Below are 20,214 nucleotides of genomic sequence, written 5' to 3'. Positions count from 1 at the left end.
TGACGGTCATCTTCGGGATCAAAAACAAACTATATTATTAATACCGGATTCAGATGAAGAAAATCATTTTACTCTTTTTACTTTTTAACGCTGTAATCTCTCACTCCCAAAACAAAAATATGAAATACGAATACGATCAGGAAAAATTAAATGGTGCCGGACAGCGTGAAGGCGAATTAATTCATACTTCTTATAATGAAATGACAGAATACAAACATTTGTATAAAGAAGGAAAATTAATTCAAGCAGAAAATTATCGTTATAATCTTGAGGGAATCAAACCTTTGATTGGCAAATACAAGAACGAAAAACCTTTTGAAGGATATTTTGTTTACAGCAATGAATTAGAAATTCCACTTATTGATTATTATGAAAACGGAATATTTAAAGCCCAATATACTTGTTCTTTGCTTGATTTAATGCAATATGAAGGACAGGAATTTAATTTAAAATTCACTAAAACAACTTATAAAAACAACAAACCTGATAATGGATTAGTCCATACGGATGAATTTCGTTTGGGAGAAGCTCATCTTTTAGTATCTGAATATTATACGGATGGCAAAATTACAAACGCAGATTTCTGGATTATGGCGATGCATTATGCCGAATTGATTAAACTTAAGTTTTTGCCAAAAGGCTATACAATTTATAAAGAAAGTTTACCAAACGCAGAGGATGAAGCAATTGACAATAAATTCAGAAGTATTACGATTGAATTTGAAGACTCAAAAAATGGAAATGTACTTTTTGAGGTAGAGAATAAATTAATAGCAAAATCTCAATTCAGTTATTCTGATATATCTCAAAAAATAAAACCTTCAAAAGGATTTATATCTTACTTTTTCTTCAATGATGACCAAATTCTTATGGCTCAAAATGTTACTCTGGAAACCAATAAAGAGTTATATAAGGAAGCTTACGGACCAAATTCTAATTTAATTTCGCAGGTTTTTTTAATGATGAACAATCAGCCAATTCCTTATTTTTCTAATGAAGGCAAAAATGATTATTCGCTCGTTTTAGAATTAGATGAAAGCATCAATACCCATGTAGCGCTATATGTTGACGAAAAAGGAAATCCAGTCAGAGGATTTTTAATCGAACAGCAGTCTGATAAGTATAAATACACCCAGTATGAAGATTCTAAAATAGTTTCCAAAAAGGATTCATTGACTTTAGAATCCCTGAAAAAATTAATTCTAAACGCAAAGCAACAATAACATGAAAAATTTTGAAAAAATAATCGATCAGGAAATACTGGATTTTGCAAAAGATAATACAGGTAACTATAATTTAATTGCCGATAAAATAAGATCATACTTTGGGAGTAGTTACTCACAGGGAATTGACTTCTATTATTTTAAATCGTTTATAGAAGGCTTAATAAAAAAAAACATAGATCAGGCCATTAAGGAATACAAAATTTCAAAAAGCAAAGATCTTAGGATGCAAATCATCGAGATCGCAGACTATATGCTTGACAGGCGTTATGATGTAATGATTTCTTTGGATGAGGATGAAGCTTTTCAAAAGGTTTTGGGATATGCAACTGATTTTTTGAAAGGTGGAGATTTTTTATATTTTCAACAATTATATGTAAACAGTCAATCACTTTATGCATTGGTAAAAGCGTATTACAATCCAAAGTTTAAGAGTGATGTGGTTTTGTTTTTTAAAACAGCGTTTGATTATGCTAAAAATTACGCCAGAGACAATGATAAATTAGGTACAAGTACAAGTGCAGATCCAGATGGAGCAACCTTATTAGAACTGGTTCAGGCTATTTCGTCTTTTAATGATGAAGACAAAGAACAATTAGCCAGTATTGTATTTGAAATTTATACCTACAGCTCCCATAATAAAAGAAGTTACGAAATGAACCAGGCATCGGGCTTTATGGCAATTCAGTTAACTTATTTTCAAACCACTTTTGATATTAATGTTATAATAGGTGCTATTGAAATAACGGGTAAACATCATGCCGATGATACCTTCGTAAAGCAGACTTTGTATGCAAAATGGTTTTTTGAAGAAAATACAAAAGAAGCATTTCTTTATTTTCAAAAAAACAGCAATCCAATATTCGCCATTTTTGCTTTAACAGATTTAGGTTTTAAAGAGGCACTTCCATTCTTTATCGAAAAGAAAAAAGAAGAAGAAAATCCTGTAATGTGGGAAATTTATAATGAAGCTATTCAAAGGCTTCAGTCTGGTTATATTCCCAAAAAGAAGGAAGACAGAATGATTTGGCTAAACGGAAACCTGACTCCTGCACAAAGGGCTCTGGGTGCCGAAAATGATAATGTTTTTGTAGAACGTGCAAAACAAAAAATAGCTATTGATGATACGGTATATGAAACTGATGAAAACTAATTTGTGTAAAAAAAAAGAAGAAATATAATTCTCCTCGTGAAACTTATTTTAATTCTGAATACAATTACTTCTTTCTCCCAGCAAGCAAAAATGAAATATACTTTAGAAGAATTAAAATCTAAGCCAAAACAAGAACTGATTCAGATGGCGCTTTTAATCCTAAAAGAGAAGCAGCCTTCTTTAGTACTTAATCCTGATGATTTTGAAACTAAGGCATGGAAAAACAGTACAGAAATACTAATCAAATTTAGAAGATACATTCGGTTTATTCCATTAAATGCTGAGCCGAATCAATATTATGACATCACCATAAACCTGATCACAAAGCAAATTTTGCCGTTTGAATCCGGTTATAATTTTAGTTTTTACATTCCATCAGAAAAAGATAAAGAGAAACTGAATTTTATCAAACAAAAAGCAGATTTTCAAAAAGATCCGTATTCTGAAATAACCATTACCGAAAACATGGATTATTATTGGATAAGTAATTTTAGTAAGACTTCCTTAAATAAGTTTTTTATAAAAAAGGGTAACCGCTTTAAATCGGCTATAATGCAAAATACATTTTCAGAATTTCGTCCTAAAGGAGTTTTGGAATCTATTTATGAACAGGAAGAAAAGATTCAATTTTTTGACGAAGAAGAAACGACTCAAAAAACAAAAAAAGCCATTATTGAGATGGGAATTACGTTACTGAAGGAAAAACATCCTTCATTGATATTTAATTTGGATGATTATGAAAGTAACATTTTAGGGGACAGTAAAAATACTCTGGTTGAATTTAAAAGGATTATACGCTATGTCCCTTTTAGAACGGATCCTGAAAAACGTTTTTCGTACGATATAACAGTTAATTTAAATACGAACGAAATTGCTCCTTTTGATGATTATTTTAAGTCGGAGTTTTATATTGAAACCGAAGAAGATAAAAAGGCAATTGAATTTATAGAGAAAAATTTTGGAGGGTTTTCTGCCAGTTTTGAAAATACAATTCACGAAGGCGAAAAAGACTATTCTATAACCAGTACAAATAAATATTCATACGGGAAATATGTTCTAAATAAAGAAACAGGTGAAAAAAAGGCAATGATGCAAGGATCTTATGTGCCAATGCCTGCACCAAACGGATTTGAAGATTTGAATATATTTACAGAAATAAATAATTAAAAAATGACTAAAAATTACAGTTCTTATAAAAAAACAAAAGAGGTTTATTTTGGTGGAGACCTTGCTTTTCCTGTTTCAGCAGTATTACTGGCTGCTCTTATCACTTATGGATTATTCTATTTTTTTGGTGTTACAGTTGGAATTATTTTTAATGTGGTTATTTCCTGGTGCGTCTATTTTTTTATGTATTATTTTGGAAAATCAAATACAGGAATAACTTTTGATTTTTTATTAGGTGTAGCCTGTATATCCGGAGTGCTGCTATTTGTTGATTACGGAGTTTATGCATTGGTTGTTTATCAAAAAACAGGGATGTTTAATAAACTTTACTTTCAGTTATGGCTCTTTATTTTATTTGGTATTCCAATAGCCTATTATGCTTTTCGTCACGGAAGTTATTATTTGGCAGAAAGATCCATGGCAACAGAATATTTAAGAGTACCACTCAAAATACGTCATGACAGGGAATTGCTTATGTATATTGACAATATTCAGTTTGTTAATACTTCAAGGCGAACCATGTCAGATATTAAATTAGAGAAGCCTAATTGTTTTTATTCGGAATCTGAATTAAATAAAATGGATAGCAGCAATAGAAACTATTATCTCGTAGAAATTATTTATAGCGAGATCATACATATGCCTTTTGGTGCAGATTCTCTTTTGATGTCCTGGTATTCTGTTATTGAAGATAAATATTATGATATTGAATTACCTTTTCCATTTGAAAAACTCACAATCGAACAGGAAAAATATCCCACAAATGTATCCAAAGTTTTGCGTGGCAAGAAAACCAAAAGGTTAAATCTGCACATACATGCCAATGGCGGAATCCGTCTTTTTAACGATGATATGGTTTTAATTGATCTTAAGGAAAACATTTCAACTGTTATTTCAGAGGAGGTACGAAATGAAAAAATAGACCTTCACCGCCAGTCACATGATTATTACAGCAATCCCAAAGCTTTTTTGAATTTGATAGAAAAAATTAAAACTTCAGGAGGAATTGAAGAGCGATTTTTGATACAAAACAAATTGATTCCCTGGCGAATGACTATCTCTGGCCTTAGAGGGAATAATTATCTGGATGTTGATGATGTTTCATTTAGTGAATACAAAAGTGAAATCGCTGAAATGGAAATAGATAAATTGCGATTTCTGCCCAAAAAAATCGGAATTGTGTACAGAGGAAATTATCTGTACGATTGGCTCACTCTAATCTTCAATAGCCAGAAACTCTTTCAAAGTATACAAAAACTGACAGACGGAAATGATGAGGTTGCTGTTAGGTTTGATCTTAATTTTGAAAACGGAGACGAGACAGATTTACAATTTAGAATCATTGCAAATGATAAATCCATATTATTTGGTGATTGGGAGATTCAGGTTAAAAAAGACCGCAAACAAGATATGGTGGATCATTTGCTTGATAGTGATGAAGACCAACAAAAGCGATCGCTATATAAAGAAGCCTGGGATTTGGTGTTTGATAAACAATACGATCAGGCTCAGGAAAAATGTGACATGATTAAGGCAATAGATCCAAGGTATGGTTTTGCTTATTTTCTGGAAGTCAGATTATTGTGGTATAAAGAAGGATCGAAAGCCTGTTATGCCAAAAAAGATTATTTTATTGCAAAAACGCAGCATGAACTGGCTGCTCTGGCACATATGCACAATAATTACGGATGTTTATATGATCAGGAATCCCGATATGAAGAATCCCTGGCTGAGTTTGAAAAAGCAATTTCAAACAATCCTAAAGAAGGAATTTATACCTGCAATCTTGCAGAGATTTATTGCAAATTGAATAATCCCAAAAAAGCTCTTGAAGCTGCAGAAAAATCTAAAAAAGCAGGTCACCAGTCTACTACATTAAATGCAATTTTAGAAAGCAAAGGCACACGTTATGTATAGCAAAATCACTACAAATAGTGACAATTAAGAAAATCAATAGATCTAAATTTGATTTCAAATTGTAAAATATGGTGAAGTCAAAAATGCTGTCTAAGATTGAAGCCCGTAATAAAAATATCTGGGAACAAATAAATAAAGCCGATTCAGAAATAATTGACAGTTTACTGGTTTCATCTGCGGATGTACAAAAGAAACTGAATGAGATTGATGATGAGGCTATATTAAATCAGATCACAAAGGAACTTCAGGAATCATTTGACCAGATAAGCAGCCAGTCCAAAACATATGAAGCCGTAAATTATGAATGGAGGTATGACAGTTATGATTTAGAAAATCGTGCTATTGGAAATGCATATGAAAAATGTACGTATAATTTTTTGTCAAATTCCGATACCGGACCAGATAATAACTGGATTGTTCTTGATTCTGACAAACCTGTACTAACTGGCGAACCGTTGTATCTAAAAAGTTTATCAGCTTATCTTGTAATGAAATTCTGGTATGGTGAATTGTTAGCAGAGAATCAGAAACCAGAATATGAAGCTGATGATTACGATAATCCCTATATGCTAATGTTTGATGAATTATTTAAATTAAAATTCTTTAGCTTATTAGATACTGCTTACTCAAATATAACAGGAGTGAAGCCCGGTTATTTTTGTGTTGCTCTATTTGGACACTGGTATTCCGGAATTCAGGAATATATAAGTCAATCTTGATTAATAATGCAAAATTATGAAAAGATATAAATTATATAAAAAAGCAGAACCTGTCTGTTGCAATTTTGAAGAATTACTGAGCCATATTATTTTGCCATTAGTTATAGCTTCTTATGCTTCTTATCCGTTTTTATACTTTCTGGGTCTTGAGTCTGCCCTTGTTTATAATAGTATTCTTGCTGTTATTGCGACTTATTTCTTTGATGGTTTGAAGAAATTCATACCAATATTAAATGACAGGGATACAACAGGTTTTAAATCGGTTTTTTACTCTTTTGTTTCTTTTTTAATCATATTAAGCAGTTTATTAATTACCGGTTTCGGATTTTATTTATTGGTTTTGTATCAAAAAAATAATGAATTCAACATCTTTCATTTTTATTTATGGCTGCTAATTTTATTTGGTTTTCCGCTATTTTATTATGCCTTTAGATCAGTTCGGTATTATTACATAAAAAAACAGCAGGACGAACACTTTGTAAATATAGTGTTAGTCATTAATCATGATCTGGATCTTTTTCTGGCTATAGACAATATTCAGTTTGTAAATACGGCAAATAGAAATTCTTCTGATATAAAAATTACGAATAACATACAATCATATTCTCAAAAAGAATTTATTGCATTGAAGACAAAAACCAGACATTATTATGTTAATAAAGAAGGTTTTAGAGAGACGGTTCAGATTCCTTTTAATGCAAATGCCTTTTTATTATCGTGGTTTTCATACACTGAAAATAAATATTATGCTGTAGAATTTCCTTTTCCTTTTGAGAAGTTTATTGCAGAGCAGGAAACATGTTCGACAGATAAATTTAAAATATTTAGAGCCAGGGAAACAGAACCTTTATATCTCCATCTTTATTTGAATGGAGGAATCAGATTTTTTTATAAGAATGCAATATTAGTAGACATTCCGGTGAATAATGAAAGTGCAGTTAATGGTAAAGATAAAAAGGATTTTTTTGATTTGAATGCAACGATTAAAGAGTCCTACATAAAATACAATAGAAATTTGAGATAGAATCATAAGAACAGATTAGATAACCGTTGGATTAAATTAAAAATAAGTCTCAGGCTGAGTCCATTCGTCTTCGCTCAGGATAAACTTAGTCGAAGCCCTTTGGTGTTCAAAAGCCTTCGACTCCGCTCAGGATCACATTAATTCCTTAAGTTATAAATGATGTTTTACTCCCGATTTTATACTTTTTATAATCAAATCAATTTTTTTAATCAATTTCACCCAACGGGTTAGACTAAATATTTTTTAATGCAAAACCTCTATATTTTAATTACCGTTTTATTATTGACAGTATTTCTTTTTGGACGAATTCACAATTCAGCAAAGTACAAATACCTTTTTCGGAATAATATATTAGGCAGTTCCAAAAAGTATGAGTTATCTCCTGTACTTCGGGGACGAGTTTATTATCCTAAGTATTTTTACATTCCGTCGTTAAAACAATACATGGTGTATTCAGATTTGGACGAAAGCGGTTCTTTTAGAATTTACCAAATGACAAGTAAGCCTTACGGAAAGGCTTATTCTCTACTGGACGAAAATGGAAACAATATTATTACCTTCGAAACACCTCTAAGTTTTTCTTACCGAAGCGGTTATTTTTACGGATCTGCTTCCTATATTCCGTTTTTAGAGACCGGAAAAAAAGAAGAACATCCTTATCATCAAATACATAATTCAGCTTTGGATTTAGGACGAAGGGATTTTGAAAAGCTTTTTATAAAATTATACGCAGCTGCTGAATATGTAGAGTTTGTAAATCTTCGGGTTTTAGGAGATCAAATTCATGAAGCAGGGATTATTTTTAGAATAGGAGGTAAGGTTGAAATTTTATTATCGGGTGTCAATGATAGTCGCATGATCCGTAAGTTTCAGGAAGACAAGACAATTAATAATTTCGGTGATTATTACCTTCCCGATATTCCAGGTGTAGAAACTTTTCCACAATCGAATCCGTCCATTGAGATGATTTGGATGCGTACAAATGACACAAATCCTTTTGTGTATTGGCGTACAGGTTTACATTATGAGTTTCGTATAAAAAAATACATTAATACTTATAATTCCGGCTGGCAGGGTATTATGAAGCTTGCAGGTATCCCAATTTACGTACCCGGTGAAACTTCGGGTACGGTATATGTACGTTTTAGAACGAAAGGGGAATCTTTTCGAATAAAAATTTTAAATGTTGAAAAGTTTGGACCAGCCTATAATTTAGGTCTCCGAACCTTTAAGGTGCCGAAAAACCTCCGTACAAAGAATTCACTGGTGTTTATGGAATCTGTACAAAATTGTGGAGATAACCGTTTAGGCGGAGGTGTATTTGTGGTTCGTCCCACTACAAATAGGAATGCATCGGGCGATATTCCGTCAGACATGACAGAAGATCATTTTAATACATTACCCTTTACTCTGCAGGAAGCACTTTTGCATCCTGAAACAACATCATTAAAAATAGTTGATCATAAACATATTGGATGGATTCCTGAAATTGAAAGATTGAAAAACCTTACTCATTTAGAAATAAGCATTACAATGGACGAAATTCCTGATGCCATTTCCAAACTTCCCAAATTGCAGCATTTGAAGTTTTTGAACTGCAAAATTCAAAAAATTTCGCCTCAGCTGGCCCAACTTACAGAATTAAACGAGTTGGATTTATCTTCAAATAAACTAACCCAGTTTCCGGAAATAGTTTTGGAACTCAAAAAACTAAAAAGACTGGATATTGGAGACAACGAAATTTCAAATATCCCCGATGATATTACTATTTTAGAACAATTAGAGCATCTCAATATAACCTCAACCCAGGTTGCAGCACTTCCCGAATCAATGATTGGGATGAAAAAATTATATGTTGCCAGCGATAGTAAAATACAAGGAAAATTACCGAAATCGTACAATCATTTATTTGATTATAAGAAAACATTGCCTGATTATTAAAAAAATACTCATTAAATCTTAAACAGCTTCTAAGATAAAATAAAAATCATTGGTAAAAATTTAGCTGATATTTTTTGGTTAGAATAATTTCGACGAATACTTTCTTAAAATGTAAAATCATCATTTATAGTGATTACTGATAAAAAACGCAGCATTAGATTTGCATAATAAGTTTTAAAAAGTAATTAATAATAAAAAAATTAAATCATGGGTTTAGCAGAAAAACGTTTAGCAGAATCAATTAAAGTAGAAAAAATTCCGGCTTTTGAAGCAAAATTAAAAGACAAGGCCGGATATGATATCAAAGTAGATGTGGATTGGAATACATTTACAGCATATGATGAATATCCGCTTTCAAGATTAGACATCGTTTTTGATGATTTAGAATCATTCGTGAAGAGAATATGTTCTGATGATATGGGAAAAGAGGCTTTACAGGAAAAAATGTCAACTATTCATTTAACAAATTCAGATAACAATGATGATGTAAAAATGGAACTTAAAGACAATACATTATCTTTAACAGTTCAGTTGGTTCAGGGATCTTTTAGCTCTCAAACTGATTCTCAAATTTCAGATTACGTAGAAAAGTTATTGTAAATGATTCAATCTTATAAAAAGAATCTGTTCATAGAATTTTCAGGCTGGTTTATAAAACTTGCCGATTTTGCTGATAAGGCAGAGGACGTTTACAGTTTGCCTAAATTAGAATTGTTATTGCATACCGGAAATGTTATTCGGGGTTGTATTATAGGATATGACAGAACCAGACAGGAAAAACTATTGATGGTTATAGGGATTCCTGATACTAATCCAAAATCTGAAATCACATTGGTTCCGGGTTCTCAGGTTGCAGCGATAACTTTTATGGATGCCGATACTACGGTAAGGGTTCTTGAGTCTAATTCTGTAGTCAGCACTTTAGAATTAAAGCGTACCGCCAAAAAAGCCGAAGAAGATTTAGAAAAAAGTACAACAGAAAAAATCAATTTGGTTTTAGATACTGATAATTACCCTGAAAATAACAGAAAAATTGTTCTGGAAACCATAAAATTGTTACCCACAATTTTTGAATCTTTAATTGAAGATGAATTAGGAAAAAAAGCAGTTATTGAAAACATAAAGAATATTAAAATTTCAATAGCAGAAGGTGATTCAATTGTTTTAGAAAATAAGGAACTTCATATCAAAATTAGTTCTGGATACAAGTTTACACACAAAGAAAAAGAAAGAATCAAAAAACAAATTGAGAACGCTTTGTAATGATTTTTTTCAATTCAAAATAAAGGGTTATTCGGAAATATTTTGGAATAACCCTTTTCAATTCTAATGGTTATCACAATAATACAATATGTTTTATTTTCTTAGGCAAAATCTTTTTGAACAACAAAATATGGTGCAGCTTGTTGGCCACACCTCAGAAACAGGAACGCTAAGCTGGATTGCGGGTCATAAGTTTACCGCTCCTCTAAAACCTCAAATCTTAATGCTTGATCCTGAGTATGGTAATGATTTTCCCGATTTTTTTGATTCCACTGTGCCGGTAATGTCAAATCGACTAATCGCTTTTTTAGTTAATCTTGGTGTTGATAATATGGATACTTATCCTGTTGTACTGCATAACAATGTTTCTGGCGAAGATGTGTTTGGGTATTCTGCAGTAAATGTCATAGGTTGTATCGATGCGGAAAAACTTGAAAGTTCTCAGTATCGTCTTCGTTTTGGAGAACCTTATTTTACGGGCACCATTGTGATAGACGATTTAAAAGCAGGTGATTCATCTTTTTTCCGTACACCATATGGCCCGGGATTTATAGTCATTTCTAAAAATATTGCTGATGCACTTAAAACTGAGTCCTGGTCAGGAATTTTATTGCAAAAAACCGAGGATTATGAAGGAGTGTAAAAAGCATATAATAAAGGTTTTATTACTAGCTATAATCAATCAACCAATCCATTTTCAACTGCATATTTTACAAGTCCAGCCGTATTTTTGGCATTTAATTTTGATAATAAATTACGTCGATGTGTATTAACTGTGTTAAAACTGATAAAGGTTTTTTCGGCAATTTCGGCTGTATTATATTCTTGTGCAATCAAGACTAAAATCTCTTTCTCTCTAGAACTTAGTTCAGTAATAGTAGAGATTTGCTTTTCTATTTTTTGGCTGTTATTCAAATATTGCTCTTCTACTTCTTTAGAAAAATAATTTTTGCCATCAGCAACACTGTAAATAGCTTCTAATAATTCTGCCTTTTCAGCATTTTTCAATAAATAACCATTTACACCAATTCTGATTAATCTTGAAATTATTTTAGCGTTACTGTGTGTACTCACAATTATAATTTTTATAAAAGGATATTCTTTTTTTAATATTTTGCTTAATTCAATTCCGTCCATTTCCGGCATACTGATATCCAGAATTACCATATCTGCATTTTGAATTTTTAAAATATTCAAAACTTCAATGCCATTTACCGCTTTGCCAATTATTTTTATACCGGATTCGTGTTCAATTAATGAAACAATTCCTTGTAGAAACATCGTATGGTCATCAGCAATAATAAGTTTTAATTTTTCCATTAATTCAATAATTTGGGGTTATAATTTGGTTAGATTATCAAGTTGTTTTTTTACGTTAATTCCTTTTGTTATATCATTTTCAGCTATAGATAATGATAAAAGAGGAATTTCAATATTGGCAATCGTACCTCTTTTAGGTTTAGAGTCTAGTACAAAAGAACCGTTTAGTTTGGTTATTCGGCTCTCTAAGTTGATAAAACCAATTCCGGGTTTGTAATTTTCCGGATTAAATCCAATACCGTTATCCTCAAATAAAATATTCAGGACATTTTCAATAAGGTTGAGCTGTAAGTCAATTTTTGAGGCTTTTGCATGTTTTATTGTATTGGTCAGAAGTTCCTGAATTATCTTAAAAATCTCAATCTGGATTTCTTCATGTAAAGCATCAATTTCTTTTTTTGGGTATACTGTAAAATCCGTTTTGATATTACTGGCTTCACCAATATTATTAAAATAGGATTCTAAAACTTCACAAAATTTGTGATGTGTAAATTTCTTGGGAATCAATGTATGCGATAAATTTCTGACCTGCTGATAAGTTTCGTCTAATAAGGCATTAAGATTTTTAATTTTTGGAGAATTTGAAATTATTAAATGATTCAATTGAAGTTTTATGGCAGCAAGATTACCGCCAATGCTGTCATGTAATTCCTGAGAAATTCGTTGTCTTTCTTTATCCTGTCCGCTAATCGCAGCCTTTATCAATTTTAATTCCTGATCTTTCAGGAGATTATTAATATTTTGAGTGCTTATTTCTGCTTGTTGAATATTTAATAATCGTTGCGTTTTAAGTCGTTTATAATATTGAAGCATCAATCCGATAATAGGTATCAAAACAATCAGGAAACCAAAAATTGTTAATAATTTGGTTTCTTTTTCCTGTTTAATTTGAAGTGATTTTAGCTGTTGGTCTTTTTTTAACAGAGATATTTCGCTTAGTTTTTTTTGAGATGAATTTTGAAAAAAAAGTATAGTATTTTCAGTTATCTTTTGAGAAATTTCTTCCTGAAGATTCATGTTCTCAATAGCTTCTTCCTGTTTTTCGAGCTTTAATTTCTTGGTTGTATTGTCAAGTTGTAAAAAACGTATTTCTTTTTCCCTCTGAGCTGTTTTGTATTTAATCTCGAGCTCTTTGATCTCCTTTGTTTGCTCAATTTTACTTATCGAATCCTTTACTTTGGTTGATTTAGTCAGATAATCGAAAGCACTTTTATAATCTTCCTGTAAAACAGCAATTTTTTTAAGCTCATCATAACAATAGGCCTGATTATCTAAATAACCAAAATGGATGGCTTTTTGAAGAGCATGCGAAAAAACGTCTTTTGCTTCCTTGTATTTTTTTAAATCAATGTAGGTGTCTCCAATATTTTCACGGGCAATTAAACCGAATCGGTTTAATTCATTTTTATCAGTAATAGATATAACTTCATTATAAGCTTTGATGGCATCATCTGTTTTTTGCTGTAATTGATAATTTACACCAATACTAAGGGTAATTGAGGCTTCGGCTTGCTTATTATTTGTTTTTTCGCTGAGTTGTTTTCCTTTATTGTAATAATAATTGGCTTTTTCATATTCTTCTAAATCAGAATAGATATCACCAATATTTATATAACTCCCTAGAGTTATTTCTTCATCTTTTTTATAGTCTAAACATTCTTTATATAATTTTAAAGCATTTTTGTTATCTCTTAATGCTTTATAACAAGTGGCTAGACCATGTAAGTTTGTATAGTATAAATTGGTTTCTTTGTATTTTTGAGAAACGTCAAGCCCTTTTAAATGCCATTTTTTGCTTAGATCAAACAATCCTTGCTTTTTATAATTTAATCCCAACAAATTGTATCCTAAACATTGAAGTCTGTTTTTTAAAGAATCATTGGTTATTTTGTTACTGTATTTTAGTGCCTGATTGGTATAGTAGTTTGCTGAATCTAAAAGATCTCTTTTGTTATAATAATAAGCTTGTAATAAAATAGCACAGGATATATTTGTGGGATACTTTGCATTTTTTAAAAAAGTTTTGGTGTTTTTGAGCACTTTTTTTTCATCTCCGCTATTGTATAATTTATAGAGGGCTGTAACAGTTTTTTTTTCTTCGGCTTCGGGAGATTTTTTTACAACAGAAAATTGTTTTTTATTATGGCCATCGATTTGTGCAGACAAACAGACTGACATCATTGAAAAGAGTAATAAAAAGAAATATTTAAAGTTAATAACCATTAAAATTAATTGAAAAAAATAAAATTACAGTGCTGAATATCTGTTCTTTATGTGTTTTTTTAAAATTTTCATAAAGCATATAAAAATAAGATAAAAAGTATTGATAATCTTTATTTTATGTAAAAAAAACGCCTAAATTAGTTAAATAATTTAGGCAGTATATTCAGTCAAAGAAAACTTTAAACTGTATTTAAAATTAAAATCATAGTACTTTTCAAATAAATTCTATAAGGAAAAAAGTTAGTATTACAATAAATTTACAGTAATCAAAAATTAATGAAATCATGAAAAAAAACCTATTCATCTTAGCTGCATTGTTTATAGTTTTTTCCTGTGCAACAAATCCAATTACAGGAAAAAAAGATCTTAATTTTGTTTCCAATAGCGAACTATTCCCTTCATCTTTTCAACAATATAATACCTTCTTAAAAGAAAATAAAGTAATTACGGGAACTGCAGATGCCCAAAAAGTGAGTGCTGTTGGAGCAAGAATAAAAGCTGCAGCAGAAAAGTACCTAACTTATTTAGGACAAACACAATACCTGAAAGATTATCAATGGGAATATAAGTTAGTAGAAAACAAAGAAGTTAATGCCTGGTGCTTACCCGGCGGTAAAATTGTAGTTTATTCGGGTATTTTGCCTATTACACAAAATGAGTCAGGTTTAGCTACTGTTATGGGACATGAAGTTTCACATGCATTGGCAAATCACGGTGCTCAAAGAATGAGTGCTGCTCAATTACAGCAATTAGGAGCAGTAGGGGTTGCAGTGGCTACTGGAAATCAAAGTGCGGAAAATCAGGCAATGTGGCAAAAATATTATGGATTAGGATCAGAAGTAGGAGTGATGCTGCCTTTTAGCAGAAGTAACGAAAGTGAGGCCGACAAAATTGGTCTAACACTTATGGCGATTGCCGGGTATAATCCTGATGATTCAATTGCGTTTTGGACAAGAATGTCTGCTAAATCGGGAGGCTCCGGAACTCCTGAGTTTTTAAGTACACATCCGTCTGACGCAACCAGAATTGCGAATTTAAAATCACTAATTCCGCAGGCAAGAGAAACAGCTGCAAAAGTTGGGGTTATTAGAATTTAATTTAAAATATAAACTCCTCATTTACTAAATTATAATCCGGTAATTTTAAGCTAGTAATTAATATTCTGTTTTGAATATAATTTTCGAAACTCATATTTGTGCTAAACGAAAACATAAATTTGTTAGGTTTATCACTCTCAAGATTAGTTAAATAATTTTGTAAATTGGATTTTTCAACGGAAATCCCATTAACTAATATTGAATTTTTTTTTGTGAAATAAATCAAGATGCCAAATTTAGGCTTATTCATTTTATAATACACTTTCGTGAAAGGTAAAAAAGCTAAATTCTTTCCAACAGAATCGGCGTAGGAATAATAATTCTGCGCCTTTTCGTTTTTGTGTGCACTATCTTTGCGTTTCTTTTCCTGTAATTTTATAACTTCAGGAATTACTAATTTTAAAGGCAGACGTTTGTCAATATTGAAAATCCAGTTAGTTGAAATTATGCTGTTTTTTCGGTTTACTTCTGCTAAAGTATCTTTCCCTTCAATTTTAAAGAAAATATAAATTGGCGAATGGTCCTGAACATCTTTTACAATTGAAACATTTGATTGTGGTAATAAAACATCCTTTTTTTCTTCACATGAAAAAAGGAGACAGATAAAAATTAAACAGAAGTATTTCATAATAATTTAACTCATTTTAGTAAACAAAGTAACACATTCCATTGCTTCTTTAACATCATGAACCCGAAGAATTTTTGCTCCTTTTGTCAAAGCAATTGTATTTAGAAAAGTTGTTCCGTTTAAGGCTTCCTGTGGTGTAATATCAAGTGTTTTATAAATCATTGATTTTCTTGAAACGCCTGCTAAAACAGGTAATTCGAGCAAATTAAAGAGTTCCATTTTCTGCAAAACTTCATAATTTTGATCTGTTGTCTTAGCAAAACCAAAACCGGCATCCAAAATTAAATCGTTAATCCCTAAACTTCGGGCCTTTTTTACTTTTTCAGAAAAATAGAAAAGTATTTCTTTTACAATGTCATCATATTGTGTAAGAGTCTGCATGGTCTGTGGATTTCCACGCATGTGCATCATAATATACGGAACGTTATAATGCGAAATAACCTCAAACATTTTATCGTCTAATTCTCCAGCTGCAATGTCATTTATAATTGCCGCACCACTTTCTATACTGGCTTTAGCGACTTTAGCTCTAAATGTATCGATTGATAATAAAGTATCAGGAAAATGTTTTAAAATTAGTTCAATTGCAGGTAAAATCCTTTCTATCTCTTCTTGTTCCGAAACAAATTCTGCACTTGGTTTGCTGGAGTAAGCGCCAATATCTATAAATGTTGCGCCTTCAGAAAGCATCTTATCTGTTTGCGATAGAATGTCGTCTTCATTTTTATATTTTCCTCCATCATAAAATGAATTAGGAGTTATATTTAAAATCCCCATTACTTTAGGAATTGTTAAATCAATCAAACGGCTTTTGCAGTTAATAAACATTTTCTTTTTAGTTTTATTTGTTTCAGGTTTTAAGCTTCAGGTTGTACGATTAACAATTTGTTTAGAAAAAACTTGAAACAAAGAAAACATGAAACTTGAAACTATTTAATTTAATCCTTATTTTTGAACAAATTTTAGCAAATATACAGCAATAAATGAAGAATACTTCCTTAGAATTTGATAATGTAATTACGGTTTGCCGCACCTTATTTATTAATAAAATGAAAGATTACGGCAGTGCATGGAGAATTTTAAGACTTCCATCACTGACGGATCAAATTTTTATAAAAGCACAAAGAATCAGAAGTTTACAGGAAAACGAAATCCGTAAAGTTGATGAAGACGAAAAAGGAGAATTCATAGGAATTATTAATTATTCGATAATGGCCTTAATTCAGTTAGAATTGGGAGTTGTAGAACAACCAGATCTGGATATTGAGAAGGCAACAGAATTATATGATGCTAAAATTAAATTGACAAAAGAATTAATGGAAGCCAAAAATCATGATTACGGTGAGGCTTGGCGTGAAATGCGCGTAAGCTCACTAACCGATTTGATTCTTCAAAAACTACTTCGCGTAAAACAAATTGAAGATAATAAAGGCAAAACTTTGGTTTCTGAAGGAATTGATGCTAATTATCAGGATATGATCAATTATGCTGTTTTTGCATTGATTTTAAACCCAATTAAAAAATAAAAACCTCAAATAAATTCAATCCAGATTCATTTGGATTTACATGTACCTATTTTAAAATTATGAAAAATTTCATTACTCAATTCTCAAGAATATTTGTCGGCGTACTTTTTATCATCTCTGGATTAATTAAACTGAATGATCCGGTTGGTTTCTCATATAAATTAGCCGAGTATTTTAGCGAGCCGGTTTTTAACATGCCGTTTTTAACGCCTCTTGCTTTAGGGTTAGCAATCTTTTTGGTGATTTTTGAAGTTGTTTTGGGTGTAATGTTATTAGTTGGATATAAAACAAAAACTACAATCTGGAGTTTATTGCTTTTAATAATTTTCTTTACTTTCTTAACTTTTTATTCTGCTTACTTCGATGTAGTTAAAGATTGTGGTTGTTTTGGTGATGCCTTGCATTTAACTCCTTGGGAATCATTTACCAAAGATGTTGTTTTGTTATTCTTTATTCTGATTTTATTCTTCAATCAGAAATTAATAAAACCACTATTTGCAACTCCAAAAACCAATTTTGCAGTTTATTTAAGTGTCGTTTTATGTGCATTTATGGCTGTATGGGTTTTAAATCATAATCCAATAAAAGATTTCCGACCTTATAAAGTAGGAACAAACATCGAAAAAGGAATGGAAATTCCGGAGGGTGTCCCAAAATCTGTAGTTGAAATGATTTTTATCTATAAAGTAAACGGTGTTGATAAGGAATTCACCGAAAAAGATTTAATGAACATCCCTGAAGGGGCAATATTTGTTGACCGAAAAGATAAAGTAATAACAGAAGGTTATGTGCCGCCAATTCATGATTTTACAATGACCAAAGAGGGTTCTGATTATAAAGAAGAATTGCTGAAAGAGCCAAAATTACTGGTTTTTGTAACATATGATTTGGCATTGTCTAATCCTGATGGTATGAAAAACTTAGAAAAGTTAAATGTCGAAGCCAAATCTAAAGGATATAAAGTAATTGCAATGACTGCATCATCTGATGAAATAATTGCAAAAACTAAAAAACAATATGGCTTAAACGTTGATTTTTACTTTTGTGATGCAATCGCTTTAAAAACAATTGAAAGGTCTAATCCAAGTATTGTTGTTATTCAAAATGGTACTATTATTCAAAAAGTACATTATAATGATATCGAGAAATTGATATTGTAATCCTACTGTTTAAAAAGAATTTTTAAGTTGTAAATGTTTCATAATTAAGTTGTTATTGCAATTTATTTTTTTGTACTTTTGCTGCAGTTTACAAAATATATGTAGATTTTGAGTTATATTTTAAAATATAAATGTTTCAAAATTATAATTTTATCTTCATATTTACGTTCTAATGCAGATTAAGCCCTTAACATACATGTTGAAAAAAATTACTCTGTTTTTTTTGTTTTTGAATGTTTCCTTCTCTTATGGACAAATAGGCGGGAGGTATGCTTATCAGTTTTTAAATTTGACAAGTTCGCCAAGACAGGCAGCCTTGGGCGGAAAAGCAATTACCATTTATGATGAAGATGTAAATCAGGTAATGTTTAACCCGGCAACATTAAATACAGATATGGATAATCATTTAGCAATGAATTATGGTAATTATTATGGTGAAGCAACTTACGGAACAGCTTCGTATGCCTATACGTACGACAGACATTTACAAACATTTTATGCGGGTATAAGCTACATAAATTATGGTACTTTTGAGGGATATGATGAAAATGGCCAGGCTACTTCAGATTTTACAGGAAGTGAGGGTGCTCTTGCAGTAGGTTATGCATATAATATTCCATATACAGATATTCATATTGGTGCAAATGCAAAATTAATCACATCAACTTTAGAGAGTTATAATTCTGTTGGTGGTGCATTAGATTTAGGTTTTTTGTTCATTGATGAGAGGAATGATGTAAATTGGGCTTTGTCAATTCGTAATATTGGGACTCAGTTTACCACTTATTCAGGGATTAAGGAAAAATTACCGCTTGAGATTATTGCAGGGGTTTCTCAGGAATTGGATCACGTGCCAATCAGATGGCATCTTTCTTTAGAAAATTTGCAACAATGGAACATCTCTTTTTCGAACCCTGTGCGAGGAGAAGGCAATATAGATGGTTCAACGCAGGAAGATAAGGTTTCATTCGTAAATAATGCTTTGAGACATGTGGTTTTTGGAATAGAACTTTTTCCTAAAAAAGCATTCAACATTCGATTAGGATACAATTTTCGAAGAGCTGAAGAATTAAGAATTGAAGAACAACGTAATTTCTCAGGGGTTTCGTTAGGTTTTGGATTAAAAATGAATCGATTAAAATTTAATTATTCGTATTCTAAATATACGTTAGCAGCAAATACAAGTCTTTTTGGTTTAAATATTAATCTTCAATAATAATTTTATATGAAAATATTTAATTTAATTTTAGTTGTAATTATTTCTGGTTTATTTATCAGCGCTAAACCTTTTTTTAAAGATGAACCTAATAGTCTGGAAATTGAAAGAATTAATTTTAGAATTGATGAAATGAAATCAATGTTGAATGCCAGTTCTAAATACAACTCTAAAATTGCATTTTTTATTGATATGAGAATTCCATCCGGGAAAAATCGTTTTTTTGTTTATGATCTACAGAACAATAAAATTTTAGATCAGGGGCTTGTTGCCCATGGATGTGGTTCTGAAACCGGAATTATAGGCAACTTAAAATTTAGCAATGTGCCAAATTCAAATTGCACTTCGCTGGGAAGATATTCTATTGGAAATAATTATAATGGAATTTTTGGAAAAGCATATCGACTCTCTGGTCTGGATGAAACCAATAGTAATGCATTCAAGAGAGCTATTGTTCTGCATTATTATTCGGCCGTGCCATACGAAGAACAAGATCGTTCCATCAGCCGCAGCCATGGTTGCCCAATGGTGAATGAGCAATTTTTTAAAAGAATTGAAAAAATTATTGATTCTTCAAAATCAAACATACTTTTAGATATTTATTATTAAAATTAATAAAACTCCATAATTTAAAACC

General features: G+C 31.1%; 19 protein-coding genes. 15 read left to right on the top strand and 4 right to left on the bottom strand.

The window, feature by feature from the left end:
• Positions 1 to 119 precede the first annotated feature (119 nt).
• The 10 genes from JE46_RS17535 to JE46_RS17490 all read left to right on the top strand — a co-directional run bounded on the left by JE46_RS17535 (position 120) and on the right by JE46_RS17490 (position 11,050).
• Positions 120 to 1,223 carry a hypothetical protein gene (locus tag JE46_RS17535; protein ID WP_031456584.1) on the top strand — a complete coding sequence of 368 codons (1,104 nt, stop codon included), beginning with the start codon at positions 120 to 122 and terminating at the stop codon, positions 1,221 to 1,223.
• A 1-nt stretch (position 1,224) separates the two neighbouring features.
• A complete protein-coding gene (locus JE46_RS17530; RefSeq protein WP_031456583.1) occupies positions 1,225 to 2,376 on the top strand; it encodes a hypothetical protein in 1,152 nt (383 codons plus the stop codon).
• Between the two features lie 90 nt (positions 2,377 to 2,466).
• Positions 2,467 to 3,543, top strand: coding sequence for a hypothetical protein (locus JE46_RS17525; RefSeq protein WP_157505944.1), 1,077 nt, complete (start codon positions 2,467 to 2,469; stop codon positions 3,541 to 3,543).
• 3 nt (positions 3,544 to 3,546) lie between these two features.
• Complete coding sequence (locus JE46_RS17520) at positions 3,547 to 5,460, top strand: tetratricopeptide repeat protein (protein ID WP_031456581.1); 1,914 nt, start codon at positions 3,547 to 3,549, stop codon at positions 5,458 to 5,460.
• A gap of 68 nt (positions 5,461 to 5,528) precedes the next feature.
• Positions 5,529 to 6,179, top strand: coding sequence for a hypothetical protein (locus JE46_RS17515; protein WP_157505943.1), 651 nt, complete (start codon positions 5,529 to 5,531; stop codon positions 6,177 to 6,179).
• Positions 6,180 to 6,195: 16 nt separating this feature from the next.
• A complete protein-coding gene (locus tag JE46_RS17510) occupies positions 6,196 to 7,203 on the top strand; it encodes a hypothetical protein (protein ID WP_031456579.1) in 1,008 nt (335 codons plus the stop codon).
• Positions 7,204 to 7,449: 246 nt separating this feature from the next.
• Positions 7,450 to 9,144 (top strand): leucine-rich repeat domain-containing protein, encoded by a 1,695-nt coding sequence (locus JE46_RS17505; protein WP_031456578.1) that lies wholly within the window; start codon positions 7,450 to 7,452, stop codon positions 9,142 to 9,144.
• Between the two features lie 207 nt (positions 9,145 to 9,351).
• Positions 9,352 to 9,744 (top strand): hypothetical protein, encoded by a 393-nt coding sequence (locus tag JE46_RS17500; protein WP_031456577.1) that lies wholly within the window; start codon positions 9,352 to 9,354, stop codon positions 9,742 to 9,744.
• Positions 9,745 to 10,407 (top strand): hypothetical protein, encoded by a 663-nt coding sequence (locus JE46_RS17495; RefSeq protein WP_031456576.1) that lies wholly within the window; start codon positions 9,745 to 9,747, stop codon positions 10,405 to 10,407.
• A gap of 130 nt (positions 10,408 to 10,537) precedes the next feature.
• On the top strand, positions 10,538 to 11,050 hold the full coding sequence (locus tag JE46_RS17490; protein ID WP_157505942.1) for an imm11 family protein: 513 nt from the start codon (positions 10,538 to 10,540) through the stop codon (positions 11,048 to 11,050).
• Between the two features lie 35 nt (positions 11,051 to 11,085).
• Here JE46_RS17490 and JE46_RS17485 read toward each other — a convergent pair whose 3' ends face one another.
• Entirely contained in the window at positions 11,086 to 11,727 is a 642-nt protein-coding gene (locus JE46_RS17485) for a response regulator (RefSeq protein WP_031456574.1), read from the bottom strand.
• 18 nt (positions 11,728 to 11,745) lie between these two features.
• On the bottom strand, positions 11,746 to 13,908 hold the full coding sequence (locus tag JE46_RS17480) for a histidine kinase (RefSeq protein ID WP_244881899.1): 2,163 nt from the start codon (positions 13,906 to 13,908) through the stop codon (positions 11,746 to 11,748).
• A 326-nt stretch (positions 13,909 to 14,234) separates the two neighbouring features.
• Between JE46_RS17480 and JE46_RS17475 the strand changes: the two genes are divergently transcribed.
• The gene (locus tag JE46_RS17475; RefSeq protein WP_031456572.1) at positions 14,235 to 15,047 is read left to right on the top strand and encodes a M48 family metallopeptidase; all 813 of its coding nucleotides are present in this window, start codon (positions 14,235 to 14,237) and stop codon (positions 15,045 to 15,047) included.
• 1 nt (position 15,048) lies between these two features.
• Here JE46_RS17475 and JE46_RS17470 read toward each other — a convergent pair whose 3' ends face one another.
• The gene (locus JE46_RS17470; protein ID WP_031456571.1) at positions 15,049 to 15,675 is read right to left on the bottom strand and encodes a hypothetical protein; all 627 of its coding nucleotides are present in this window, start codon (positions 15,673 to 15,675) and stop codon (positions 15,049 to 15,051) included.
• 6 nt (positions 15,676 to 15,681) lie between these two features.
• Positions 15,682 to 16,503: a dihydropteroate synthase gene (gene folP / locus JE46_RS17465; protein ID WP_031456570.1), complete on the bottom strand. Its 822-nt coding sequence runs from the start codon at positions 16,501 to 16,503 to the stop codon at positions 15,682 to 15,684.
• 155 nt (positions 16,504 to 16,658) lie between these two features.
• On the opposite strand from folP, the gene JE46_RS17460 reads away from it, so the two are divergent.
• The 4 genes from JE46_RS17460 to JE46_RS17445 all read left to right on the top strand — a co-directional run bounded on the left by JE46_RS17460 (position 16,659) and on the right by JE46_RS17445 (position 20,186).
• Positions 16,659 to 17,201 (top strand): DUF1599 domain-containing protein, encoded by a 543-nt coding sequence (locus tag JE46_RS17460; RefSeq protein WP_031456569.1) that lies wholly within the window; start codon positions 16,659 to 16,661, stop codon positions 17,199 to 17,201.
• A 59-nt stretch (positions 17,202 to 17,260) separates the two neighbouring features.
• Complete coding sequence (locus tag JE46_RS17455) at positions 17,261 to 18,361, top strand: BT_3928 family protein (RefSeq protein WP_031456568.1); 1,101 nt, start codon at positions 17,261 to 17,263, stop codon at positions 18,359 to 18,361.
• Between the two features lie 196 nt (positions 18,362 to 18,557).
• On the top strand, positions 18,558 to 19,577 hold the full coding sequence (porQ, locus tag JE46_RS17450; protein WP_031456567.1) for a type IX secretion system protein PorQ: 1,020 nt from the start codon (positions 18,558 to 18,560) through the stop codon (positions 19,575 to 19,577).
• 9 nt (positions 19,578 to 19,586) lie between these two features.
• On the top strand, positions 19,587 to 20,186 hold the full coding sequence (locus tag JE46_RS17445) for a murein L,D-transpeptidase catalytic domain-containing protein (protein ID WP_031456566.1): 600 nt from the start codon (positions 19,587 to 19,589) through the stop codon (positions 20,184 to 20,186).
• Positions 20,187 to 20,214 lie beyond the last annotated feature (28 nt).

Origin of the sequence: Flavobacterium chungangense LMG 26729 (genome assembly GCF_000735715.2) — a bacterium.
Lineage (GTDB): Bacteria > Bacteroidota > Bacteroidia > Flavobacteriales > Flavobacteriaceae > Flavobacterium > Flavobacterium chungangense.
The sequence above is the reverse complement of the archived record's forward strand: the minus strand, read 5'-3'. Positions and strand labels throughout refer to the sequence as shown.